This is a genomic window from uncultured Jatrophihabitans sp., from assembly GCF_964251945.1.
Taxonomy (GTDB): domain Bacteria; phylum Actinomycetota; class Actinomycetes; order Mycobacteriales; family Jatrophihabitantaceae; genus Jatrophihabitans.
In genome coordinates this window covers 148,878-173,205 of the sequence record NZ_CAXULP010000007.1, presented here as the reverse complement: position 1 = coordinate 173,205, position 24,328 = coordinate 148,878, and the positions used below count along the sequence as shown (strand labels likewise).

Here is a 24,328-nt window from a genome sequence, read left to right as displayed (position 1 = left end):
CGAACCCGGCGGCTGGCCGGAGCGGTTCGCGCCGGGACGGCGTCGGCCCGTACTGCGCGCCATCAGATTACCGTCAGATTTCAAACGCCACGCACTGGATATCGTGTCATGATCTTTGCGCCCTGACGGCGGCTGCGTCAGACCTGCGTCAGACCTGCGTCAGACCTGCGTCAGACCTGCGTCAGACCTGCCAGTCGCCCAGTTCGAGGCCGCCGGGGACGACGTCGCCGGGCCCGTACGGCCGGCGGGTGAACACGAACGAGCCGAGGTCGAGGTGCGTCACGCTGCCTGCGGCGTCCCGGCGTGTCTCGAGGTACTCGCCGTCGTAGTAGCCGGACAGCCCCCGCCAGCGGCCGTCCTCGGTCGCGACGAACCTTGCGACGCGCCCGCTGCCGCCGATCCCGGCCAGCTCGAGACGGCCGTCGGCCCGCAGCGTGATCGCCGTCGCCACCGCGCCCCAGTACCAGGGTCCGACGAGCTCGTAGGCGGCGGCGTCGACGTGCGCGGCGCCCGTCCACGGCGCGGGCATGGTCGGCTCGCGGTCGATGACGATGTCGACGAGGTCGCCGGCCAGTTCGCGCAGCGCGAGCGCAGACCACGCGTTCGCCTGGACGGCCACGGCGACGCCGTCGTCCGGCGAGGTCAATGCGATAGCGAGGAAGCCGGGCATCGAACCGGTGTGCCCGAACAGCACGCGGTCGCCGAAGCGCAGGTGTTGCACGCCGAGGCCGTAGCTGCCGCTCCACCCGGCATCGCTCGGCGCCGACGCCGGTGTGCGCATGCGCTCCAGCGTCTCGGGTGTCAGGATGCCGGCGCCGTCCCCGCCGAGGAAGACGGCGAACCGGCACAGGTCGCCAGGCGTAGACCACAGCTGGCCCGCGGCCGCCAGGAGGCCGTGGTCGTGCGCCGGCTCCGGAAGCAGCACGTCGGCCCACGGGTGCACCGCCCAGCCGCGCGCGTGCGGCGGCTGCGGCCAGTAGGTCGTGCGCGTCATGCCCAGGGGCGCGAGCACGTCCTCGCGCAGCACGTCGAACCACGGCCGGCCGGCGCGACGGGCGACGAGCTCGCCGAGCAGCCCGAAGCCGGGGTTCGAGTAGTGGAAGGTTTGGCCGGGCCGATGGCGCAGCGGGTCCGGCGTCAGCACGTCGGCGAGGGTCGGCCGGATGTCGCCGGGCGTGCGCTCCCACCACGGCGGCGGCGTTTCGCTGGCCAGCCCGGCGGTGTGACTGAGCAGCTGGTGGATGGTGGAGTCCGGGGCCGGCGCATCCGGCAGGTGGTCGCCGAGCCGGTCGGACAGGTCGACCTCGCCGCGGTCGACGAGGCGCAGCACGCAGACGGCGATCATCGTCTTGGTGATCGAGCCGACGCGGTACTGGGTCTGCTCGGTGGGGAGCCGAGCAGTGTCTCCGTCGGCAGCGTCTCGCAAGCCGGCCGCGCCGAACCACACCGGCGCAGCGCGCCGAGCGATCGAGGCCGCCAGCGAAGGCACCCGCCCGTCGCGCTGCGCGACAGCGATCCGGTGCTGGAGAGCCCGAGCGGTCTGGTCGCTGATCGAGTCGTGATCCATGCGCGTCATCTTCGCGCCCGAATGCTGCGCTGGTGGGGGTGGCTCGTCGGCGCCGATCTTAGGGGTGCTCTCGCTCATGATTGATGGGCCCCGGTCTAAAAGTGCTTGGCGATTTGTGCGGCGATATTTCTGGCGTCTGCAGACGTGTCGGTCTGGTCGGTGTGGATTAACACAACAGTCCGCGCCTTCACGAATACAAATGCCCAGTCATTGTTGCCGTCCGGCCTGAAGAATTTTGTTTGAAAGCTGATCCCGTCCACGCCAGGAAGAAAGTTCGGATATCCGAGCGCTTTAGTATCTACGCGGCCAATGAGCGCCATCGCGTCTTTGGCCGCTAATACTGACGAGAATGTATACGGCAAGATATCGCCAACGGCATGGCGGGGCGAATCGTTCGCGAAATAGAATCTGCAGCCGACTGGTGAGTACCTAGTGAGCACGGTAACAACACCGACTCGATTGCCTTCTAGATCGGCAAACGTTGTGTTAGGCGGTCCAGGCTCGATGTCCAAACCCGCGCGAATATATGGGCAGGAGGCTAGATGTTCGCCGGGCAAAGGTGTGGCGCCCTCATAAGGACGAACATAGGTTGCGCGGGGCGGAGTGAAAGAGCTGAGCGGAGTCGGCGTCCGCGTCGCGGTTGTGACAACCGTTCTCGTAGCACGTTCCGTAGGATCCTGATCGGCCGGTGTACACGCAAGAAGTACGAACAAAACTAGAAACAGGAGAAGTGGAGAAACCCTAGAAATTGCAGTCTGCACCAACTCAATCCCAACGCTCAGCAGTTGGCCGGAAGATTTGCCGGTAAAGGTTCTGCCCGCTCAACCGAGTATCAGATCCCAAGGGATGTCAGTACAACAGGAATTGTAACGGCGCGTTCGTCGGCCGTCTGCCGTCACGCGCCGTCGACGGCCCACGCCGAGCGCAACTCGACCTCGAGCTCGGGCCGTCGCTCGGCCGGCACCACGCGGCCCGACCGGTCGGTGACGTAGAACGCGTCGACCACCTGGCCAGCCACCGACGAGATACGCGCGGAGCGCACGTCCAGCCCGGCGCGCTCGAGCGCGGCGGTGATCCGCGAGAGCAGACCCACCTCGTCCTCGCCGCGGAACTCGACCACGGTGGCCGCTTTCGAGTCGTCGAACCAGTGCACCGAGGGATGCCGACGAGCGGCGCCCGGCGGCCGTCGCGAGTACGCGCGCTCCTTCTCGGCGAGCCGGCTGGCGAGGCCCAGCTCGCCCTTGAGCGCCCGGGCGAGATCGCTGCGCACCAAGGACGCGTCGGGCATGGTCCCGAACCGCGGCTCGACGACGAAGCGGTTCACCGCCATCCCCGCGTGCGTGCGGATGGACGCCTCGCGCACGTCGAGGGAGTGCAGCGCCAGCACCCCGGTCGTGCGGTAGAGGGTGCCGGTCTGGTCCGGCGCCGCCACGATCACCTCGGCCGGCCGGACGACGACGGCCAGCTCGCGCGCCTCGGCCAGCACTCGCCGCTCGTCGTCCAACGGCGCGACGCCCGGCGCCACACCCGTGCCACGCATCGCCGCACGAGCACGGCGCGCGAGTTCGGCGATCAACCCCTCCTTCCATTCGCTCCACGCGGCCGGCCCGGTCGCCAACGCGTCGGCGGTCGCAAGCGCCTGCAGCATGTCGAGCAGGTCGGCCGACTCGCCGACCGAGTCGCGCACGATCTGCACCGTCATCGGGTCGTCGGGATCGCGCCGCGTCGCGGTGTTCGGCAGCAGCAGGTGGTGCCGCGTCAGCCCGACGATCATCGCGACGTCCTCGGCCGGGTAGCCGAGCCGGGTGGCGATCGTCTTCGCATGCGCCGCGCCGACGACCGAGTGGTCCTCCGGCGGGTAGCCCTTGCCGATGTCGTGCAGCAGCGCGCCGATGATGAGCAGGTCGCGACGGTCGACCTCGCCGTCCTGCGCCGCGAGCGCCGCGGTCTCCAGCAGGTGCCGGTCGACGGTGAATTTGTGGACCGGGTTGTGTTGCGCGCGGCAGCGCACCGCGTCCCACTCGGGGATCAGCGCGACGAGCAGGCCGGCCTGGTCCAGCGACTCCAACACCGGGATCGCCGGTTTGCCGACGCCCAGCACCGCGAGCAGGTCGTCGAGCGCCGAGCGCGGCCACGGCGTGGGAAGCGGCGCCGACTCGGTCGCCAGCCGCTCCAGCGCGAACGGCGCGATCGGCAGGTCCTGCTCGGCGGCGACGCGCGCGACCCGCAGGACTAGCCCTGGATCGGACCACGGGTCGGCGTCGCGGGCGAGCATCACCTCGCCGTCTTGGGCGACGACGTTGCGGGCCATGCCCACCCGGTCCGGCACGACGGGCCGGCTCGAGCCGAACAGCCGACGGCGCGCGCGCGGCCGGGCCGTCTGCGCGTCCACTCGGCGCCAGGCAAGGTCGAGCGTGTGCGCGATGGAGCGCGCGGCCTCGTTCACCCGGCGCAGCAACACGTCGCGGGGCTCGCCGAACTCCGCGGCCGGGCAGCCGAGCGTGGCGGCCACGCCGTCCTGCTCCTGCTGCCGTAACACGTCCTCGGCGCGGCCGGTGATGCGGTGCAGTTCGCCGCGGACGTCCAGCAGGACCGGGTAGGCCTCGCGCACCCGGATCGGGAAGTCGACGAGCTGGGCGGCCGCGAGCGCGCGCACTGCCTGTCCGTCGCGCAGCCCGCCGCGGGAGTCCTTCAGGTTTGGCTCGAGCAGGAACGCGCCCTCGCCGGCGATGGCCCAGCGCGCCCGGGACAGCTGCCGCATCTCGCCGACCCGTTTGGCGGCCGTCGCGCGCCAGACCTCGAGGATGCCGCTGCGCACCCGTCCGGTCAGCCCGGCGTCACCGGCGAGGTGCCGGATGTCGAGCAGGCCGAGCAGCGCCTTGAGGTCTTCCCGGGCGACGGCCAGCGCCTGCTCCGGCGTTCGGACGGAGTGGTCGAGGCCGATGCCGCTGTCCCAGATCGGGTACCAGATGGCGTCGGCGACCGCGGACAGGCCATCGACCTTTCCGTCGTGCAGCAACACGAGGTCGAGGTCGGAGTACGGGGCGGGCTCGCGCCGGCCGAGGCCGCCGACCGCGACGAGCGCGACGCCCTGCCGAGGCGCGAGCAGGCTGCGCAGCCACTCGTCGTAGCTCGTGCAGAGCGCTTCGCGCAGCTCTGCGCCGACAAGTCCGGGCCGGCGTAGAACGCCGACCCGGACCTTGTCGCGAGGCTCTTTCGGTGACTCAGACTGCGTCGGCGTCGCGCTCTCCGGTGCGGACGCGGACGAGGGTGTCGATCGAGGTGACCCACACCTTCCCGTCGCCGATCTTGCCGGTGCGCGCGGCCTCCACGATCGCCGCCACGAGCTTCTCGACGTCGCCGTCGGACACGATGACGTCCACCCGCACCTTCGGCACGAAGTCGACTGTGTACTCCGCGCCGCGGTAAACCTCGGTGTGCCCGCGCTGCCGGCCGAAGCCCTGCACCTCGCTGACGGTGAGGCCTTGCACGCCCAGCACCTCGAGCGCTGCCTTCACGTCGTCCAGCTTGAAAGGCTTGATGACCGCGGTGATCTGCTTCATGCGGGGACACCTTCCGTGTGCGCGGCGACCGGGGTGCCGAAGTGGCCCGACGTGCCCACGCCGCCCCAATCGTATGCGGACTCACCGTGCATCGCCGTGTCGAGGCCTTCGGCCTCCCAATCTTCCGGCACTCGGTTCTTGATCACCAGGTTGATCAGGAAACCGATAATCAGCGTGCCGACGAAGGAGTAGATCGTGACCGCGCCGGCGGCGAGGAACTGATGCAGCAGCAGGTTCCAGCCGCCGAAGTGGCCGCCGCCGCCGTACAGAATTCCATTCTCCGCATACGCGTTGAGGTCGTCGGTGCTGAAGAAGCCGACGGCCAGCGTGCCGATCCACCCGCCGACGAAGTGGACGCCGACGACATCGAGCGAGTCGTCGTAGCCGAACTTGGTCTTCAGGCTGACCGCGAAGGCGCAGAGGAAGCCGGCGATGAAGCCGATGAAGATCGAGCCCATCGGGCTGACCCAGCCTGCACATGGCGTGATCGCGACCAAGCCTGCGACGGCGCCCGAAGCGGCGCCCAACGCGGTCGATTTGCCGTAGCGCAGCTTCTCCGCCAGCAGCCAGCCGAGCAGCGCCGTCGCGGTCGCGGTGTTGGTGTTGACCCACGCCGCGCTCGCGGTGCTGTCTGCGGCCAACTCAGAGCCGGCATTGAAGCCGAACCAGCCGAACCACAGCAGGCCGGCGCCGAGCAGCACGAACGGGATGTTGTGGCCGCGGATCTGCTCGGTCGGCCAGCCCTTGCGCTTGCCGAGGACGAGGCACATCGCGAGCCCCGCCGCGCCGGCGTTGATGTGCACGACCGTTCCGCCGGCGAAGTCCTCGGCGAAGAAGTTCGGCAAGCCCGCGCTCGCATCTTTCAACGGCTCGATGGCCGACCGGTTCAGCCAGCCGTACCCGTCGAAGACCCAGTGCGCGACCGGCGCGTAGATGACGATCGACCAGATGGTCACGAACGTCACGAACGAGCCGAACTTCCAGCGGTCGGCGGTCGAGCCGGTGATCAGCGCCGGCGTGATGATCGCGAAGGTCAGCTGGAACGCGACGAAACACAGCGTCGGGATCACTTGCGCGGCGCCGAGGGTGGGCACCGCGTCGTTCATATGGCGCAGGAACACGAAGTGCAGGTCGCCGAGGTACTTGCCCTCGCCGCTGAACGCCCAGGTGAACCCGATCAGCAGCCAGGTCACGCTCACGACGCCGATCGCCGCGAAGTTCTGCAGCAGCATCGTCAGCGCGTGCTTCGCGCGCACCATGCCGCCGTAGAAGAACGCGAGCGCGGGTGTCATCAACAACACGAGCGCGGACGAGGCCAGGATCCACGCGGTGGCCCCGGAGTCGGTCTGCGGCAGGCCCGGACAGCCGTTGCCAGCAGAATCGGTCACGTCGATCGGCAGGTATTTCCCGAACTTCGCCGGGTTCGGGCAGCCGGCTGCCAGGACCTGGTGTAACGCTAGGAGGTGCGACACGTACGGTTCCCCTCGTTGGTGTCGGTTGACGCGTCAGCAGAGCGCGTGAACATCGCGGTCACCTTCTTGGCCCGGTGTTTCCGGGAGGGGTTGCCGCAGGTTTCCGGCGTGTAACCAACGTTGCGCCGATGTGTGGGATTCAGACCGGCCGGCACACGATCCAGATGTTGGTGATCGCATCGCCGTCGATGTCGTAGCCGACCCGCTCCACGACGTGCGGCGTCTGGCGCAGCCGCACGTTCTCGCCCACGCGGGGGACGTAGTCCGGCCTGCTCAGCCGGCCGAGCTCGCGATTGTCGGCGTCGATGAAGGTGAGGACGACGGGATCGCGCCAGATCGAGGCCACGGGGCGACGGTACGGTGCAACGCGTGCACACCTGGTACGACTACCGGACGGTCTGGGCCGCGCACCCGTGGCTGCTCGCCTACGCCGTCCTCGTGGTGGCCGTGTTCGCCCTGGCCGTGTACGGCACCGTGGCGCAGCACGGCGGGCCGCTGTCGATCCTGTTCATCCCGAGCCTGGCCGGCGGGTACGTCCACCACTTGATGGTGCAGAAGCGCCTAAAGCAATGACGAGCCTGACTCGGGTCGACGCCGTGCGCCGAGCCGCGCAGCTCGACGTCCTCGGCTACCGTGTCGCCCTGAATCTGACCGGCGACGAGCACACCTTCGGCTCGACGACCACCATCGAGTTCGACAGCGCGTCCGACGAGGAGACGTTTGCCGACGTCGCGCCAGCGCGCCTGCACTCGGCGACGCTCAACGGCGCGCGGCTCGACCTCGCCGAGGACTTCGACGCCGCCGGGCGCCGCCTGCGGGTGCGGCCGCGCGCCGGTGGCAACACGCTCGTGGTGGACGCCGCGATGTCCTACTCGCGCGACGGCGAGGGTTTGCACCGGCAGGTCGACCCGGTCGACTCGCGCGTCTACCTCTACGCGATGTCCTTCCTCGACGCCGCGCCCCGCTGGTTCGCCTGCTTCGACCAACCCGATCTGAAGGCGACGCTGGAGCTGGACGTGCGCTGCCCGGCGGACTGGCGAGTCATCGGCAACGGCCCCGCGACCGAGCAGGCGCCCGGTCACTGGACCGTCGCGGCGACCGGTCCGCTGGCCACGTACTTCACCACGCTCGTCGCCGGTCCATACCACGTGGTACGCAGCAGCCACGACGGCATACCGCTCGGGCTGCACTGCCGCCAGTCGCTGGCCGAGCACCTCGACCGCGACGCCGAGGAGCTGTTCGACGTCACTCGCCGCTCGTTCGACCGGCTGCACGAGATGTTCGGCCATCGCTATCCATGGGGGGAGTACCACCAGGCTTTCGTGCCGGAGTTCAACGCCGGCGCGATGGAGAATCCGGGCTGTGTGACCTTCCGGGACACCATGGTGTTCCGCTCGCGGGTCACCGACAGCGACCGGCTCGAGCGGGCGACCACCGTGGCGCACGAGATGGCGCACATGTGGTTCGGCGACCTCGTCACGATGCGCTGGTGGGACGACCTGTGGCTCAACGAGTCCTTCGCCGAGTACCTGGGCCACGAGGTCCTCGGCGACACCGCGTGGGTGACGTTCGGGGCGCGGCGCAAGGCGTGGGGCGTTGCCGCGGACCGCCGCCCGTCCACCCACCCGGTCGCGGGAAACGGCGCGGCCGACGCCGCGTCGGCGCTCAACGACTTTGACGGCATCTCCTACGCCAAGGGCGCGTCGGTGCTGCGCCAGCTGGCCGCCTACCTGGGCCCGGACGTGTTCCTCGCCGGGCTGCGCCGGCACATCGGCGCGCACGCGCACGGCAACGCCGAGCTCGCCGACCTGCTCGGCGCGTGGACCGCCGAAGGCGCCGTCGACATGCCGGGTTGGGCGCAGACCTGGCTGCGGACCACCGGGCTCGACGTGTTGAGCGCCGCCGACGGCGCGGTGTTGCGCCGCAGCCCAAGGGGAACGCCGCGCCGGCACGCGGTGACCGCCCGGGTGTTCGGCCCGGGCGGCGCGGAGCTGGGCGCGCAGCAGCTGCTGGTCGACGCCGATCGGACGGCCGTCGACCTGCCGGCCGGCGTGCTGGTGCCCGACGCCGACGACGAGACGTGGGCCCAGTTGGAACTGCCGGCTGACACCTGGCGTTCGCTGCCCGGCCTGCTCCCGGGCATCGCCTCGCCGCGCACCCGGGTGGCGCTGTGGAACGCGCTGCGGCTGGCGGTGGCCGACGCGCACGTGTCGCCCGCGGTGGCCGTCGACATCGCGGTGGCGGCGCTGCCGGCCGAGCCGGACGACGTGCTCGGACCGGTCGGGCGGTGGGCCGCTGCCACCCTGCTGGACCGCTACGTCGCCGACGCGCAGCAGCCGGCAGCGGCGGCCAGGCTGGCCTCGGCGGCCCTGACGGCCTTGCCGGGAGCAGCGGCGGGATCGAGCCGGCAGCTTGCGCTCGCCCGGCTGCTGGTCGCGGTCACCCCGGACTCCGGCCTGCTGCGCCGTTGGTTGGCCGACGGGCCGGACGCCGACGGGGCTACGGGGCTCGACATCGACGCCGAGCTTCGCTGGGCGATCACGTTGCGGCTGGCCGGGGCCGGCGAGTTCGGCGCGGCCGAGATCGCGGCCGAGGCACGGCGAGACGCGAGCTCGCAGGGCGCGGTGCACGCGGCGCGCTGTCGGGCTGCGCAGCCGGACCCAGCCGCAAAGGACGCCGCCTGGACGGCGCTGATGAGCGACGCGGCCATGCCCAACTACGAGCTGTACGCCGCCGCCGAGGGTTTCTGGCACGTCGGCCAGCAGCAGCTGACCGCGCCGTACGTCGAACGGTTCTTCGACGAGATCGGGACGGCCGCGACGCTGCGCTCCGGCTGGGTGAACACCGCTCTCGCGAGGCTGGCCTATCCGTGGCCGGCCGCGCGGCAGACCACCCTCGACGCCACCGAACGGCTGCTCGGCGACCGGACGCTCGATGTCGGCATGCGTCGTTCTGTCATGGACGCCGCGGACGACCTGCGCCGCGTGCTCGCCAGCCGCCTCGCGTTCCCTTGAGTGGCCCGTTCAGCTGACCTCGGCCCGGGCGGCCGCGAACGCCGCGACGCACGCCCGCACGTCGGCTGCGGAATGCGCGGCGGACAGCTGGACGCGGATCCGCGCCTTGCCCTGCGGCACCACCGGATAGCTGAACGCGATCACGTACACGCCGTGCGCGAGCATCGCGTCGGCGATCCTGCCGGCCAGCGTCGCGTCGCCGAACATCACCGGCACGATCGGATGCTCGCCGGGCAGCAGCTCGAAGCCGGCGTCGGTCATCAACGCGCGGAACAACGCGGCGTTGTCGCGCAGCCGTTCGCGTTGCTCGGCCCCACCGGTCACCAGGCCGACCGCCGCGAGCGAGCCGGCCACGACCGGCGGCGCGACCGCGTTGGAGAACAGGTAGGGCCGCGCGCGTTGGCGCAGCAGCTCGACGATCTCGGCTCGCGCGCTGACGTATCCGCCGGACGCGCCGCCCAGCGCCTTGCCGAGGGTGCCGGTGTTGACGTCGACTCGATCTTGCACCCCGAACAGCTCCGGCGTGCCCGCGCCCGACGGGCCGATGAAGCCGACCGCATGCGAATCGTCGACCATCACCAGCGCGTCGTGCCGCTCGGCCACCGCGCAGATCTCGTCGAGCGGGGCGAGGTAGCCGTCCATCGAGAAGACGCCGTCGGTCACCACGAGCCGGCGGCGCGCGTCGGCGGCGGCGTCCAACTGCACTGCCAGGTCGGCCATGTCCCGGTTGCGGTAGCGCAGCCGGCGGGCCTTGGACAGCCGGATGCCGTCGATGATCGACGCGTGGTTGAGCTCGTCGGAGATCACGGCGTCGCGCTCGTCGAGCAGCACCTCGAACACGCCGCCGTTGGCGTCGAAGCAGGACGAGAACAAGATCGTGTCCTCGGTGCCGAGCAGCTGCGACAGCCGGCTCTCGAGCTCGCGGTGCTGGGTCTGCGTGCCGCAGATGAAGCGCACGCTCGCCATCCCGAAGCCCCACTCGTCGAGGGCTGCGCGGGCCGCGGCCACGACGTCCGGGTGGTCGGCCAGCCCGAGGTAGTTGTTGGCGCAGAAGTTGAGCACCGTGCTCCCGCCGGTCGACACGTGTGCCGACTGCGGCGACGCGAGCTCGCGCTCGCTCTTGTAGAGGCCGGCGGCGCGGATCTCGTCCAACGTCTCACGCAGCTGCCCGCGCACGGCTCCGTACATCGTCAGACCTCCGTCCAGTCGAGCACGACCTTGCCGCACTGGCCGCTGCGCGCGATGGCGAACGCGTCGGCCCACTCGGTCGCGGGCAACCGGTGGGTGACCACGGCGCTGACGTCGAGGCCGGAGCGCAGCATCGCGCTCATGGCGTACCAGGTCTCGAACATCTCCCGGCCGTAGACGCCCTTGATCGTCAGCATGTGCGTGACCACCCGGCCCCAGTCGATCTCGATCGGCGTGCTGGGCAGGCCGAGCATCGCGATCCGGCCGCCTGAGTTCAGGTTGTCGATGGCGTCCGGCAGCGCGGCTGGATGCCCGCTCATCTCGAGCGCGACGTCGAAGCCCTCGACCATGCCGAGCCGGCGCTGCGCGTCGGCGATCGAGTCGGCCGAGACGTCGAGCGCGAGGTCGACGCCCATCGTGCGGGCGAGCTCCAGCCGGTACGACGAGACATCGGTGATCACCACGAACCGCGCGCCGACGTGCCGGGCGACCTGCGCCGCCATCAGCCCGATCGGGCCGGCGCCGGTGATCAACACGTCCTCGCCGACGAGCGGGAACGACAGCGCGGTGTGCACGGCGTTGCCGAAAGGGTCGAAGACCGCCCCGAGATCGGGATCGATACGCGGATGGTGCACCCACACGTTCGACTCGGGCAGCACGACGAACTCGGCGAACGCCCCGTCCCGGTTGACGCCGATCGACGACGTCCGGATGCACAGATGGCGACGTCCGGCCCGGCAGTTGCGGCAGGTGCCGCAGACGATGTGCCCTTCGCCGGAGACCAGGTCGCCGACCCCGATGTCGCGCACCGCCGCGCCGACCTCGACGACCTCGCCGCAGAACTCGTGGCCCGCGACGAGCGGCGCGTTCACCGCGCCAGCGGCCCACGCGTCCCAGCGCTCGATGTGCAGGTCGGTGCCGCAGATGCCGGTGCGCAGCACCCGGATCTTGACCTCGGCCGGGCCGGCCGCAGGCTCCGGCCGCTCGGCCAGCTGGAAACCCGGCGCCGCCGCCGGCTTGTACAGCGCCCTCATCATTCAGGCATCGCCGAGCAGCGCGTCGACGAACTGCTCCGGCTCGAACGGCGCGAGGTCGTCCGCGCCCTCCCCCAGCCCGACGAGCTTGACCGGCACGCCCAGCTCGCGTTGCACGCTGATCACGATGCCGCCCTTCGCCGTGCCGTCGAGCTTCGTGAGCACGATCCCCGTGACGTCCACGACCTCGGTGAAGACCCGCGCCTGGGTCAGCCCGTTCTGGCCGGTCGTGGCGTCGAGCACGAGCAGCGTCTCGTCGACCGGGCCCTGCTTCTCCACCACCCGCTTCACCTTGCCGAGCTCGTCCATCAGCCCGACCTTCGTGTGCAGCCGGCCGGCGGTGTCGATCAGGACGGTGTCGACTTTGCGTCGCGTGCCCTCTTTGACCGCGTCGAACGCGACGGACGCCGGGTCGCCGCCCTCCGGCCCGCGCACCGTGTCCGCCCCGACCCGCGACCCCCAGGTCTCGAGCTGGTCGGCGGCCGCGGCGCGGAACGTGTCGGCGGCGCCGAGCAGCACGGTGCGGCCGTCCGCGACGAGCACGCGAGCGAGCTTGCCGCAGGTGGTGGTCTTGCCGGTGCCGTTCACGCCGACGACGAGGACGACGGCCGGCCGATCGCCGACCGGCGTCGAGCGCAGCGTGCGGTCCATGTCCGGCTGCAACGCGGTGACGAGCTCGTCGGCGAGCAGCGCGCGCAACTCGCCCTGCGAGGCGGTGCCGAGCACCTTGGTGCGGGTGCGCAGCCGGTCGACGATCTCGGTGGTGGCGCCGACGCCGACGTCGGCCGTCAGCAGCGCCTCTTCGACCTCTTCCCAGGCGTCCTCGTCGAGCCTGCCGCGGGACAGGACGGACAGCAGTCCGCGGCCGAGCGAGGTCTGCGAGCGGGCCAGCCGGGCGCGCAGCCGCAGCAACCGGCCCGCGGTGGGCTCCGGGACGTCAAGCTGGGGGGCCCCCACATCGGTTGCCTCGGCGGCACGCCTTTCGGAAACTGGGTCCGGCGGCAGTTGCACCACGGCGCCGACCGAGCGGGTCGGAGTGTCGCGCGGCGTCTCCGCGTCGTCGCCGACGCCCGGGGCGTAGTCGACGCCGGCCCGCGGGGGCGGGGGAACGACGCGGCCGCGGCGGCGGGGCACGACGAGCACCGCGGTGAACAGCAGCACCACGAGGACGATCGCGAGGACGAGAAACAGCACAACCACGAGCTCATCCAATCAGTCGCCGCGCCGACCCTTCACCTGCGGCGTTGCCCCGCGGCGGGGCGCGCGCCGGCGTTTCGCGCCGCTACGGGGCAAAGACCGGTGTTCAGCGGGTGGTCGACGCCAGGCCGCCGGTCTGCCACTGGGGCCAGTTGACGTTCCAGTCGCCGTAACCGCTGCCCAACTGCATCGCCGGGCCGTCCGCGTTCGGGTACTGGACCACATCGCCCACCCGCATGAAATGCCACAACTTCTCCGCGACGGCCGGCAACAAGTTGGTGCAGCCGTTGGAAGAGTTCACCCCGTTGTTGATATTCGAGACGTTCCACGGGGCCGCATGCAGATACTCCCCGCTATACGTCAACCGCTGATCCCACTTGATCCCGCACTCGTAATAGGTGTTGTTCGTGTCGTGCATGCACGTCGTCCGATCCTGCTCCATGATCACCTTCGTGCCACGAAACGTCGGCGTCTTCGTCGCCCCCAACGACACCCCGAACGTCCCATACAACTTGCCGTCGCTGGTCACCGTCATCTTATGCGTCGCGTCGTTCACGATCGCCACAGTCTTCGGACCAGTCGAAAAATCCAACGTCAAACTATCGTCATAAGCCAAACCCGGCCCCGCCGACAAACCCTTCGCCGGAATCCCCACATGCACCTTCGCGTGCGCCGGCCAATAATTCTGCAACCGGAAATGCCCCTCCACCGGGCCATTGCCCGCAGCACTCGACTCGAAAAACCACGCGCCCTTCGCCGCCTGCCCATTCACCGTCACCGTCGTCGCGTCCTGCAACGCCTTCCCCGACTTAATCCGCTTCGAGAAATACGCGATAACCGGCATCCCCACCCCATACTCCGACCCATCACTATTCAACAACTTGATATGCACCTTCTTCACCGGCGGCGCAACCGGCGAGGAACTGGTAGGCGACGCGACGCTGCTACGCGCAGCGGAGGCGGTCACCCGCGCGGTCGTCGGCGCGCCGACACCGGTCACACGCTGGTCTGCCGAGCGGCCGACGGAGACCCCGACCGCGACCGCCGCGACGACGGCTGCCGCGGCGAGCGGGATGAGAATACGGCTTACTACCCGGCGAGGCGGTTCTCGCAGGAACCGAGCAGGGCCTGGAAGAGCGTCATCCGGCACCTGCGAGCGCGCCTGCGCGTCGAACGACTGCGACAGCAGGCGAGCGATCTCGTCTTCGTTCATCAGTCCCTCAACGGGCCCCGCGAGTCGGCTGGCCGCGCTTGGTTGACACCCACATGGTGTAGACGGCGAGCGGGCCGGTCAGGTTGCGTGCGGTGGTCAGGCGGTGGTGCTGACCAGGCCGCCGGTCTGCCACTGGGGCCAGTTGACGTTCCAGTCGCCGTAACCGCTGCCCAACTGCATCGCCGGGCCGTCCGCGTTCGGGTACTGGACCACATCGCCCACCCGCATGAAATGCCACAACTTCTCCGCGACGGCCGGCAACAAGTTGGTGCAGCCGTTGGAAGAGTTCACCCCGTTGTTGATATTCGAGACGTTCCACGGGGCCGCATGCAGATACTCCCCGCTATACGTCAACCGCTGATCCCACTTGATCCCGCACTCGTAATAGGTGTTGTTCGTGTCGTGCATGCACGTCGTCCGATCCTGCTCCATGATCACCTTCGTGCCACGAAACGTCGGCGTCTTCGTCGCCCCCAACGACACCCCGAACGTCCCATACAACTTGCCGTCGCTGGTCACCGTCATCTTATGCGTCGCGTCGTTCACGATCGCCACAGTCTTCGGACCAGTCGAAAAATCCAACGTCAAACTATCGTCATAAGCCAAACCCGGCCCCGCCGACAAACCCTTCGCCGGAATCCCCACATGCACCTTCGCGTGCGCCGGCCAATAATTCTGCAACCGGAAATGCCCCTCCACCGGGCCATTGCCCGCAGCACTCGACTCGAAAAACCACGCGCCCTTCGCCGCCTGCCCATTCACCGTCACCGTCGTCGCGTCCTGCAACGCCTTCCCCGACTTAATCCGCTTCGAGAAATACGCGATAACCGGCATCCCCACCCCATACTCCGACCCATCACTATTCAACAACTTGATATGCACCTTCTTCACCGGCGGCGCAACCGGCGAGGAACTGGTAGGCGACGCGACCGGGGCGCTGCTCGACGACGAGTCGCTCGGCGTTCCCGGCGTGGTCGAACCGGCAGAGGTCGGGCTCGAACTCGAGCAGGCGGTGGCGACGAGCGCGAACGCGGCGATCGCCGCGGCGAACGCGGATTGGGCACGGGTCGGGCGCAGATGAGTCAGCTTCGGCACCCCATCAAGGTAGGCGGTGCGCGCGGTGAAGCCGAATTCCGCAGGTGCTTCTCACATCCAGGCAACCTCGAGGGCTGCTCACTCGTCTTGACTACACCGTCGTCTTTGAACTACCCGGCGTCGCGCAGTCGTTGGCTGATCACCTGGGTGACGCCGTCGCCGCGCATGGCCACGCCGTAGAGCGCGTCGGCGATCTCCATCGTGCGCTTCTGGTGCGTGATTTGGATGATCTGGCTGCTCTTGCGCAACTGTTCCACGAGCTCGAGCAGCCGGCCGAGGTTCGTCTCGTCCAGCGCGGCCTCGATCTCGTCGAAGACGTAGAACGGACTGGGCCGGGCTCGGAAGATCGCGACGAGCAGCGCCACCGCGACCAGCGAGCGCTCGCCGCCGGACAGCAGCGACAGCCGCTTGACCTTTTTGCCCGGTGGCCGCGCCTCGACGTCGACGCCGGTCATCAGCATGTCGTCCGGCTCGGTCAGCAGCAGCCGGCCCTCGCCGCCGGGGAACAGCGCGGCGAACACGATCTCGAACTCGCGCGCGACGTCGTGGAAGGCGCTGGTGAACACCGCGAGGATGCGGTCGTCGACCTCTTTGACGACGGTCAGCAGGTCGCGACGCGTCGCCTTGAGGTCCTCGAGCTGAGTCGACAGGAACTGATGGCGCTCTTCGAGCGCCGCGAACTCCTCCAGCGCCAGCGGATTCACCTTGCCGAGCAGCGCGAGGTCGCGATCGGCGCGGGCGGCGCGCTTCTCCTGCACCGCGCGGTCGTACGGCCCTGGCAGCGGGGCGACGACCTGCTCGCCGCGGTCGCGGGCCTGCGCGTACTCGGCAGTCTCGGCGGCGCTGGGCGGGCAGAGCTGGTCTGGCCCGTACTCGGCCAGCAACGCCGCGACCTCGACGCCGTACTCCTCGACCGCGCGAGTCTCCAGCTGCTCGATGCGCAGCCGCTGCTCTGCGCGCATGACCTCGTCGCGGTGCACGGCGTCGGTGAGCTTCGAGAGCTCCGCGGCGAGGTCCCGCCCCCGCCCGCGCACGTCGGCCAACTCGCTGTCGCGCTCGGCGCGCTGGAACTGCGCGGCGTCGCGCTCGGCGGTCGCGGCGGCGAGAGAATGCGCGACCGCCGAACGGACCTGCGCGGCGTCGTCGCGGATCTGCGCGGCGACGCGGGCGCCCTGCTCGCGGGCCTGGCGGATCTCTTGGCGGCGGCGTCGGGCGGCGCGCTCGATCTCCGCCGCGCGCAGCAGCTGGTCGGCCCGGCCGTGCATCGCCCGCACCCGCTCCTCGCCGGTGCGCACCCGTAGCCGGGCCTCCATCTCGCCCTGGCGGGCGTCGGCGACCTGCCGCTGCAGCGCGTCCCGGTCGGCGGTGTCCGGCTCGGCCGGCTCGTCGGCGGCGGACTGGGCGAGCTCGAGGCGCTGCTCCAGATCGGCCAGCCCGGCGAGGTCGTTGTCGCGGGCCGCGTCGACCCGGGCGCGCGCCTCGTCCAGCCGGTCCGCCTCGGCGCTCGCCGACCGAGCCACCTGGCCCAGCTGGGCGAGCTGCTCGGCGACCGCGGACAACCGCGCGTCGGACTCGTGCAACGCCTGCAGCGCGGCCTCGACGGCGGTTCGCCGCTGCGCGGCCTCGGCCCGCGCCGCCGCCAGCTCCACGTCTAGCCGCTCATGCCGCGCGGCCGCCTCGTCCGCCTTCTGCCGGGCCTCGTCCACCGCGGCGTTGATCTCGATCGCGCTCGGCGCGGACGACGAGCCGCCGGCCGACCAATGCGCGCCCACGACGTCGCCCTCGCGGGTGACCGCCCGCACGTCCGGCCGGTCGCTCACCAGGCTTGCGGCCGCGGCGAGGTCGTCGACGATCGCGACGTCGCGCAACGCGTGCGCGACACTCGTCACCAGTTCCGGCGGGGCGCCGACGGCGTCCACCGCCCAGCGCGCGCCCGGCGGGAGATCGGCGCGGGACGCAGGCGGGGCTCCGACGGAATCGCCGGTGAAACCGCCGACGAGCAGCCCGGCCCGGCCGCCGTCATCGGCCTTGAGCAACTCCAGCGCGCTCAGCACGTCGGCCGCCGAACCGACGGCGACCGCGTCGGCCACGACGCCCAGCGCGGCGGCGACCGCGGCCTCGCACCCGGCGTCGATGCGCAGTAGAGCGGCCACCGACCCGAGCACGCCAGGCAGCCTGCTGCCGGCGGCCAGCAGCGCGGCGGTGCCGTCCTTGCGGGCGAGCCCGACGACCAACGCGTCGGCCCGCGCCGTCCACGTCGAGCGTTCGCGCTCGGCTTCGCGTTCGGCGTCGGCCAGCTCCCCGGCGGCCGCCGCGGCGGCCTCGAACGCGGCGACCGCGTTCTCGTGCCGGGTGTCCAAGCCGAGCTCGCCGTCGTCCAGCCGGCCGACCTCGGACTGCACCTTCGCGAGCTCGGCCTCGGCCTGGACCGCGCGCTCGCGCGCATCCGCGGCGGCGGCGACCAGCCGGGCGCTCTCGTCCTGCCCGGCCGCGGCGCGGGCGCGCAGCGCGTTGACCTGTCCGGTCAGCTTGGCGAGCCCCTCGCGCCGGTCGGCGACGGCGCGGACGGCGGCGACGAGCGCCTGCTCGGCCTCGGCAAGCCGGCGCTCCAGTGCCTGCCGGTGCCCCACGACCTCGGTCAATTCCGTCTGCGCCGACGCCAGATCAGCCTGCAGGCCGCCCTCTTCGGCCCGCAGCTCGGCGGCCTCGGCCTCCATCTCCTCCGGCTCGCGGCCGACGGGGCTGGCGATGGCGTCGCCGTCGGGGTCGGCGGCCAGGTGGCGGGCTCGCTCTGCGGCCAGCGAGCCGGTGCTGCGGAAACGCTCCTCGAGCGCGGACAGCCGATACCAGGTGTCCTGGGCGCGGGCGAGGACCGGCGCGTCGGCGACCTGCCGCGCGTCCAGCTCGCCCTCTCGCGCTCGAGCCGCGGCCAGCGCGTCCTCGACGCCCGCGCGACGGGCGCGGATCGCCTCCTCGTCGGCCACCTCGCGCTCCAGCTCCGTGCGCAACGTCAGCAGGTCGTCGGCCAGCAATCGCAATCGCGAGTCGCGCAGCTCGGCCTGGACGCCGGCGGCTCGGCGGGCGACCTCGGCCTGCCGGCCGAGCGGCTTGAGCTGGCGGCGCAGCTCGTCGGTCAGGTCGGTGACGCGGGTGAGGTTCGCCTGCATCGCCTCGAGCTTGCGCAGCGCCTTTTCCTTGCGCTTGCGGTGCTTTAGCACCCCGGCGGCCTCTTCGATGAAGCCGCGGCGGTCCTCCGGGCGCGCCTGCAGGACGGCGTCGAGCTGGCCCTGGCCGACGATGACGTGCATCTCGCGGCCGATCCCGGAGTCCGACAGCAGCTCCTGGATGTCCAGCAGCCGGGCGCTGTCGCCGTTGATCTCGTACTCGCTGGTGCCCTCGCGGAACATCCGGCGGGTGATCGACACCTCGGTGTAGTCGATCGGCAGCGCGTTGTCGGAGTTGTCGATCGTCAGGGTGACCTCGGCGCGACCCAGCGGCGGGCGGCCGGCGGTGCCGGCGAAGATCACGTCTTTCATCTTGCCGCCGCGCAACGCCTTCGCGCCCTGCTCGCCGAGCACCCAGGCGATCGCGTCGACGACGTTGCTCTTGCCGGAGCCGTTCGGGCCGACGACTGCGGTGATGCCCGGCTCGAAGCGCAGCGTGGTGGCTGAGGCGAAGGATTTGAAGCCCCGCAACGTCAGCGACTTGAGGTGCACGAAACTCCCGGTACGGCGCTGTTCGACGGGCGCGGCGCACGAGGCGCGGCGCGAACGACGCCGAGAAACCTATACCGTGCGCGGGGCGGCCAGCGCACGGCGAGCCGAGCCGCCGGCCAGGCGAGCGCCGGTCAGGCGAGCGCCGGCTGCGCCTGCTCGGCGATGCGGTGCAGCTCGAGATCCAGCTCGGCGCTGTGCGCGGTGCCCGCCTCACGCAGCTGGGTGTTCTCCAGCTCGAGTTCGCGGACCCGGCGACGGAGCCGAGCGATCTCTACGGCGAGCATGCGCTCGCCGTTGGTGCCGATGTGTCCTACCAGGGCGCGTGCCATCGGACGACCTTTCACTTTCTGCGTGACGTTCGAACCGGATCCGGACCGGTAGGCCCGGGCAAGCCGACTCAGACCGTGTGCCTGTTGTGCCGTGTGTCGTAAATGACGCGGCGGGAGGTGCAGTCACTGCGCCGAGCCCGACGTTCTGCGGTGGCAGAGCGGGCGGTTCGGCGAGCAGCACAGGGCAGAAGTCCCGTCTTGTCACCTCATCATCTCACTGCGGTAACAACCGGTCAACAAGCCTTCGCTGTGCTAGGGCGCTGAGTGTCCTTGCCTTCCAAGTTGTCCGCGCGTCGTCGGCGTACAGCCCGCCGAAGCGAGGACAACTTCGAGAAGGCCGGCGAGCGGCGGTCAGCGAGCGCGCGGCGGGCGGTCAGCGAGCGCGCGGCGGACGCTGGCACTGCGGGCAGAAGAAGCTCGAGCGGTTCATGAAGGCGGCGCGGCGGATCGGCGTGCCACAGCGCGGGCACGGCCGGTGCTCGCGGCCGTAGACGGCGAGCGAGCGGTCGAAGTAGCCGCTCTCGCCGTTGACGTTCACGTAAAGCGCGTCGAAGGACGTGCCGCCGGCTTGCAGCGCGTCGCCGAGGACGGCTCGGACCTGAGCCAGCAGCTCGCGCGCGGCCGGCCGGCTGAGTGTCGCGGTCCGTCGCGCCCCGTGCAGCCGGGCGCGCCACAGGGACTCGTCGGCGTAGATGTTGCCGACGCCGCTGATCAACGTCTGGTCCAGCAGCGCCCGCTTGACCTCGGTGTCGCGGCGGCGCAGCCGAAGGACGAACTGCTCGTCGTCGAACAGCGGGTCGAGCGGGTCGCGGGCGATGTGCGCAATCTGCGCCGGCACGCGCTCCGGCGGACGGCCCGCGGGGACGTCGTCAGCCGGGACGAGCCTGTCGACCAGCACGCCGCCGAAAGTGCGCTGATCGACGAAACGCAGCTCTCGCCCGCCGTCGGCGAAGGCGAATCGCAGGTGCAGGTGGCGTTCGTCCGGCGCGTCCGGCGCCTCGACGAGCAGCTGGCCGCTCATCCCGAGGTGCGCGATCAGGGCGCCCCCCGACGCGGCGGGGCGGTCGACGAGCGGAAGCCACAGGTATTTGCCACGGCGCGACGCGCAGCGCACGGTCGCGCCGGCCAGCCGGGCGGCCAGGTCTGCGCCGCCCGCCAGGTGCCGGCGCACCGAACGGGCGTGCCGCACTTCGACAGCGGCGATCGTGCGACCGGCGACCCAGCGCTGCAGCCCGGCGCGGACGGTCTCGACCTCGGGGAGCTCGGGCACCTCAGTCGTCGTCAGTCGTCGTCAGTCGTCGTCAGTCGTCGTCAGTCGTCGTCGTCGGGGTGCGCGGCCGCGATGGACCGCCAGGCCGTCTCCGCGGCGAGCTGCTCGGCTTCCTTCTTGCTGCGCCCGGTGCTCGACGCGTAGAGCTGCCCCGCGACGCTGGCCTGGGCGGTGAACGTCTTCTCGTGGTCCGGCCCGATCGCGCTCATCACGTAGTCGGGGACGCCGAGGCCGTGCTTGGCGGTGAGTTCCTGCAGGCTCGTCTTCCAGTCCAGCCCGGCGCCGGCCTGCGCGGCGTCGTCGAGCAGGTCGTCGAACAGCTCGTGGATCACCCGGCTGGCCTCGTCGAGGCCGGCGCCGAGATAGACCGCGCCGAGCACGGCTTCCAGCGTGTCGGCCAGGATGCTCGACTTCTCCCGCCCGCCGGTGGCTTCCTCGCCCTTGCCGAGCCGCACATAGGCGCCGAGGCCGTCTGGGGCGATGCGGGCGGCCACTCCGGCCAGCGCGCGCATGTTCACGACGGACGCGCGCAGCTTCGCCAGCCGGCCCTCGGTGAGGTCGGGATGGCCGCGGTACAGCGCGTCGGTGACGACGATGCCGAGCACGGCGTCGCCGAGGAACTCCAGCCGCTCGTTGTGCGGCAAGCCGCCGTGCTCGTAAGCGTAGGAGCGGTGCGTCAGGGCGCGGCGCAGCAGGTCAGCGTCGATCTCGACGCCGAGCGCCTTGCCGAGCTTGTCCTGGTCTGCCGGGACGGCTTCGTCGGACACTGGAGTCGTCCGCGGATCAGACGGACAGGACCTGCTTGCCGTTGTACTGCCCGCAGTTGTGGCACGCGGTGTGCGGCAGGACCATCTCGCCGCAGGCGCGGTTCGGGCAGAGCACGAGCGTTGGCGCGGTCGCCTTCCACTGCGCCCGGCGGGACCGGGTGTTGCTGCGCGACATCTTGCGCTTCGGGACGGCCACGTCGTTCTCCTCGTGTCGGTGCTGGTGCTCGGGTGGTGGTGCTCGGGTGGTGCTCGGTGCTGGTGCTCAGCGGGGCGCTGGCGGTGAGTCGGCCGGCGACTCGGCCGGGCCCTGATCAGGCTCGGCGAAGCGCGCCAACGCCGCCCACCTGGGGTCGAGCTGCTCGTGCGTGTGCCCGGCGGGCAGATCGTCCAGCCGCTGCCCGCAGGTGGGACAGAGGCCGGCGCAGTCCGGCTCGCACAGCGGCGTCCAAGGCAGGGCGAGGACGACCACGTCGCGCACCACCGGCTCCACGTCGAGGCGCTCGCCGTCGACCCGGTGGACCTCGTCCTGCTCGGTCGTCTCGTCGGTGAGGCTGTCCGGGTAGGCGAACAGCTCGCAGACGTCGACGACGAACTCATCGGACACCGGGTCGAGGCACCGCCCGCACTGGCCGATGAGCGGGCCGGCGACCGTGCCCGTGACGAGCACGCCCTCGGTGACCGACTCGAGTCGGAGGTCCAGGTCGAGCGGAGCGCCGTCCGGCACCCCGATGAGATCGAGGCCGAGATCCGCAGGAGCGGGAACGCTACGCCGGTACTCGCGCGCCAGGCCCGGACGCCGGCCGAGCTCCCGTAGGTCGAAGACGAACGGGCTGCGCGGCGAGGCGCTCGCGGATGACTGCTGCATCGGTGTGGTGTTCTCGAAACTGCGACACGGCCTCGATCGGGTTGAGGCCGTTGATCAGCCTAGCCGAGGGGGCGCCGCGCTGACGAATTTTGCCGTGCCGCGCTGGTCCGCGGGTCAGGCGGAGAGCGGGGCCGCCGCGGCGTCGCCTTCGGCGGCCCACGCCGTCGCCCGGCGGCTGGCGAGTGCGGCGCGGCCCTGCTCGGCGGTGGCGGCCGACCGGTGCAGGACCGAAGAGAGCTCGTCGAGGGTGCGTTCGGCGTAGTCCTCGGCGTCCGCGGTCAGCTTGGTGACGTAGCGCTCGGCCTCCGCCCTGGCCTGCCGGGCGTAGCGGTCGGCGTCGCCGCGGACCTTTGTCTCATAGAGCTGAGCGTCCGCGCTGACCTGCTGGTGGTACTTTTCGGCGTCTTCGCGAAGCGCCGTGGCGGCGGCGGCCGCGGCCTGGTGCACCGAGGTGGCCGACACCAGGCGCGCGTGCTCGGCGCGAGCGGCGTCCAAGGTCTGGGCCGCCCGCTGCTCGGCCTCGACGACGACCTCCCCGGCGCGATGCGCCGCGTCAGCCAGCACCGCGTCGGCCTCCCCGACGGCGCGCGCCCGCATTTCCGCGGCGCCCTCGCGCGCGTCGGTCAGCACGCGGTCGCGGGTGGCGACCACCGCTCGGGCCTCGTCCATCTCCGGCGGGAGCACCTCGCGCAGCTCGTCGAGCAGGTCGAGCAGGTGTTCCCGGGGCAGGACGCACGAGGCGGACATCGGCAGCGCGCGCGCCGTCTCAATCGTGTCGATCAGCTCGTTCAGCAGCTCGTCTGCCCGGCGCAGCGCCTCGTCCGCCATCGCCTCGAGCCTCCTGCCGTCACCCTGCGGAACTGGTGCGCTCCGTCAGCCTCTTCAACACGATCGGCGGGACGAGCAACGCGACGTCGCCGCCCCATTTTGCGATCTCCTTGACCAGGCTAGAGGCAAGGAAGCTGTATTCCGGGTTGGTCGGCATGAACAGCGTGTCGACGCCGGCGAGCCCGCGGTTCATCTGCGCCATCTGCAGCTCGTAGTCGAAGTCGCTCACCGCGCGCAGGCCCTTCACGATCACCGGGATGTCGTGCACGCGGCAGTAGTCCACGACCAGGCCCTCGAAGGTGTCGATCGTGACGTTGGGGTAGCCGGCGGTGACCTCGGCGAGCATCTCCCGGCGCTCGTCCACCTCGAACAGGCTCGACTTCGACTGGTTCACGAAGATCGCCACGACGACCTCGTCGTAGAGGTTCGCGGCGCGGTCGATGATGTCGAGATGCCCGTTGGTGACCGGGTCGAAGGAACCGGGGCACAGCGCGCGTCGCACGATGGCTGTGCCGCCCGCCTCTGGGGGTTTCATCGTCGCCGACCGTACCAAAGCACGCTGTCTCCGTAACGCCGCTCGCCGACGGCGGCGAGCGAATCGTGCGCCCAGCCGGTCAGCGGCGTGCGGGCTGACCGTTCGACGACGACGTAGGCGTTGGGCGCGAGCCAGTCCTGCAGGATCAGCTGGGCGACGTGCCCCTGCACCTTCGCGTTGTCGTAGGCGTAGGGCGGGTCGGCGAAGACGAGGTCGAAGGGTCGTTCCGGCCGTTCGCTCAGGAACGACGCGACCGGACGGGCGGCGACGGTCGCGCCGGGCAGGCCGACGAGCTCCACGTTGCGCCGAAGCACGCCGAGCGCCGCCCGACTCTTCTCGACGAGCACCGCCTCGGCCGCGCCCCGGGACAGCGCTTCGAGGCCGACCGCGCCGGTGCCGGCGAACAGGTCAAGCACCCGCGCGCCGTCCATTCGCAGCGTCGCCGCGAGCGAGTTGAACATGGCCTCCCGCGCCCGGTCCGAGGTCGGCCGCGTGCCGTCGGCCGGTCCGGCGAGCCGCCGGCCCTTTGCCGCGCCGCCAACGATCCTCACCGTTCGCCGCCGCGCCGGCGCCGGCGTCGTCCGCGCCGGCACCACCCTCGATGATCTCGGCCCAACCACGCGGATTCGCACGTTCCGGCCGAGATCATCGCGGGGGTGGGGCTTCGCCGCGGCG

The 24,328-nt window shown here is 70.9% G+C and carries 23 protein-coding genes; 3 read left to right on the top strand and 20 right to left on the bottom strand.

Annotated features, from left to right (window positions below; all coding sequences use genetic code 11):
* Positions 1–181: 181 nt before the first annotated feature.
* The 6 genes from ACFFBG_RS14790 to ACFFBG_RS14765 form a co-directional block, all read right to left on the bottom strand.
* Entirely contained in the window at positions 182–1,567 is a 1,386-nt protein-coding gene (locus ACFFBG_RS14790) for a serine hydrolase domain-containing protein (RefSeq protein WP_375480004.1), read from the bottom strand.
* Between the two features lie 95 nt (positions 1,568–1,662).
* A complete protein-coding gene (locus ACFFBG_RS14785) occupies positions 1,663–2,079 on the bottom strand; it encodes a hypothetical protein (RefSeq protein ID WP_375480003.1) in 417 nt (138 codons plus the stop codon).
* Positions 2,080–2,462: 383 nt separating this feature from the next.
* A complete protein-coding gene (locus ACFFBG_RS14780; RefSeq protein ID WP_375480059.1) occupies positions 2,463–4,721 on the bottom strand; it encodes a [protein-PII] uridylyltransferase in 2,259 nt (752 codons plus the stop codon).
* A 70-nt stretch (positions 4,722–4,791) separates the two neighbouring features.
* Positions 4,792–5,130, bottom strand: coding sequence for a P-II family nitrogen regulator (locus ACFFBG_RS14775; RefSeq protein ID WP_375480001.1), 339 nt, complete (start codon positions 5,128–5,130; stop codon positions 4,792–4,794).
* Positions 5,127–6,518 carry an ammonium transporter gene (locus ACFFBG_RS14770; RefSeq protein WP_375479999.1) on the bottom strand — a complete coding sequence of 464 codons (1,392 nt, stop codon included), beginning with the start codon at positions 6,516–6,518 and terminating at the stop codon, positions 5,127–5,129. The genes ACFFBG_RS14775 and ACFFBG_RS14770 overlap by 4 nt, the downstream gene beginning before the upstream one ends.
* A gap of 223 nt (positions 6,519–6,741) precedes the next feature.
* A complete protein-coding gene (locus tag ACFFBG_RS14765; protein ID WP_375479997.1) occupies positions 6,742–6,948 on the bottom strand; it encodes a hypothetical protein in 207 nt (68 codons plus the stop codon).
* A 23-nt stretch (positions 6,949–6,971) separates the two neighbouring features.
* On the opposite strand from ACFFBG_RS14765, the gene ACFFBG_RS14760 reads away from it, so the two are divergent.
* Together ACFFBG_RS14760 and pepN are read left to right on the top strand one after the other, a co-directional pair.
* Entirely contained in the window at positions 6,972–7,175 is a 204-nt protein-coding gene (locus ACFFBG_RS14760) for a hypothetical protein (protein WP_375479995.1), read from the top strand.
* A complete protein-coding gene (gene pepN / locus ACFFBG_RS14755; protein WP_375479993.1) occupies positions 7,172–9,616 on the top strand; it encodes an aminopeptidase N in 2,445 nt (814 codons plus the stop codon). Before ACFFBG_RS14760 ends, pepN begins: the two co-directional genes overlap by 4 nt.
* Positions 9,617–9,625: 9 nt before the next feature.
* Here pepN and ACFFBG_RS14750 read toward each other — a convergent pair whose 3' ends face one another.
* From ACFFBG_RS14750 to ACFFBG_RS14730, 5 genes are all read right to left on the bottom strand, one after another.
* A complete protein-coding gene (locus ACFFBG_RS14750; RefSeq protein WP_375479991.1) occupies positions 9,626–10,804 on the bottom strand; it encodes a glycine C-acetyltransferase in 1,179 nt (392 codons plus the stop codon).
* 2 nt (positions 10,805–10,806) lie between these two features.
* Entirely contained in the window at positions 10,807–11,838 is a 1,032-nt protein-coding gene (gene tdh / locus ACFFBG_RS14745) for an L-threonine 3-dehydrogenase (RefSeq protein WP_375480057.1), read from the bottom strand.
* 3 nt (positions 11,839–11,841) lie between these two features.
* Complete coding sequence (gene ftsY / locus ACFFBG_RS14740; RefSeq protein ID WP_375479989.1) at positions 11,842–13,032, bottom strand: signal recognition particle-docking protein FtsY; 1,191 nt, start codon at positions 13,030–13,032, stop codon at positions 11,842–11,844.
* Positions 13,033–13,141: 109 nt separating this feature from the next.
* A complete protein-coding gene (locus ACFFBG_RS14735; protein ID WP_375479987.1) occupies positions 13,142–14,248 on the bottom strand; it encodes a L,D-transpeptidase in 1,107 nt (368 codons plus the stop codon).
* 96 nt (positions 14,249–14,344) lie between these two features.
* Positions 14,345–15,088 (bottom strand): L,D-transpeptidase, encoded by a 744-nt coding sequence (locus ACFFBG_RS14730; RefSeq protein ID WP_375479985.1) that lies wholly within the window; start codon positions 15,086–15,088, stop codon positions 14,345–14,347.
* Positions 15,089–15,119: 31 nt separating this feature from the next.
* On the opposite strand from ACFFBG_RS14730, the gene ACFFBG_RS14725 reads away from it, so the two are divergent.
* Entirely contained in the window at positions 15,120–15,329 is a 210-nt protein-coding gene (locus ACFFBG_RS14725) for a hypothetical protein (RefSeq protein ID WP_375479983.1), read from the top strand.
* A gap of 124 nt (positions 15,330–15,453) precedes the next feature.
* On the opposite strand, the gene smc is transcribed toward ACFFBG_RS14725, so the two are convergent.
* From smc to rsmD, 9 genes are all read right to left on the bottom strand, one after another.
* Positions 15,454–19,059 (bottom strand): chromosome segregation protein SMC, encoded by a 3,606-nt coding sequence (gene smc, locus ACFFBG_RS14720; RefSeq protein ID WP_375479981.1) that lies wholly within the window; start codon positions 19,057–19,059, stop codon positions 15,454–15,456.
* 131 nt (positions 19,060–19,190) lie between these two features.
* Positions 19,191–19,388 (bottom strand): hypothetical protein, encoded by a 198-nt coding sequence (locus ACFFBG_RS14715; protein WP_375479979.1) that lies wholly within the window; start codon positions 19,386–19,388, stop codon positions 19,191–19,193.
* Between the two features lie 373 nt (positions 19,389–19,761).
* A complete protein-coding gene (gene mutM / locus ACFFBG_RS14710; protein ID WP_375479977.1) occupies positions 19,762–20,658 on the bottom strand; it encodes a bifunctional DNA-formamidopyrimidine glycosylase/DNA-(apurinic or apyrimidinic site) lyase in 897 nt (298 codons plus the stop codon).
* A gap of 41 nt (positions 20,659–20,699) precedes the next feature.
* Positions 20,700–21,425, bottom strand: a complete 726-nt coding sequence (gene rnc, locus ACFFBG_RS14705) for a ribonuclease III (protein WP_375479975.1) — start codon at positions 21,423–21,425, stop codon at positions 20,700–20,702.
* A gap of 16 nt (positions 21,426–21,441) precedes the next feature.
* A complete protein-coding gene (gene rpmF, locus ACFFBG_RS14700) occupies positions 21,442–21,621 on the bottom strand; it encodes a 50S ribosomal protein L32 (RefSeq protein ID WP_375479973.1) in 180 nt (59 codons plus the stop codon).
* Between the two features lie 66 nt (positions 21,622–21,687).
* Positions 21,688–22,290, bottom strand: coding sequence for a DUF177 domain-containing protein (locus tag ACFFBG_RS14695; RefSeq protein ID WP_375479971.1), 603 nt, complete (start codon positions 22,288–22,290; stop codon positions 21,688–21,690).
* A 114-nt stretch (positions 22,291–22,404) separates the two neighbouring features.
* The gene (locus ACFFBG_RS14690; protein WP_375479969.1) at positions 22,405–23,118 is read right to left on the bottom strand and encodes a hypothetical protein; all 714 of its coding nucleotides are present in this window, start codon (positions 23,116–23,118) and stop codon (positions 22,405–22,407) included.
* Positions 23,119–23,137: 19 nt separating this feature from the next.
* A complete protein-coding gene (gene coaD / locus ACFFBG_RS14685; protein WP_375480055.1) occupies positions 23,138–23,620 on the bottom strand; it encodes a pantetheine-phosphate adenylyltransferase in 483 nt (160 codons plus the stop codon).
* A 29-nt stretch (positions 23,621–23,649) separates the two neighbouring features.
* Positions 23,650–24,204, bottom strand: coding sequence for a 16S rRNA (guanine(966)-N(2))-methyltransferase RsmD (gene rsmD, locus ACFFBG_RS14680; protein WP_375479967.1), 555 nt, complete (start codon positions 24,202–24,204; stop codon positions 23,650–23,652).
* Between the last annotated feature and the right edge of the window lie 124 nt (positions 24,205–24,328).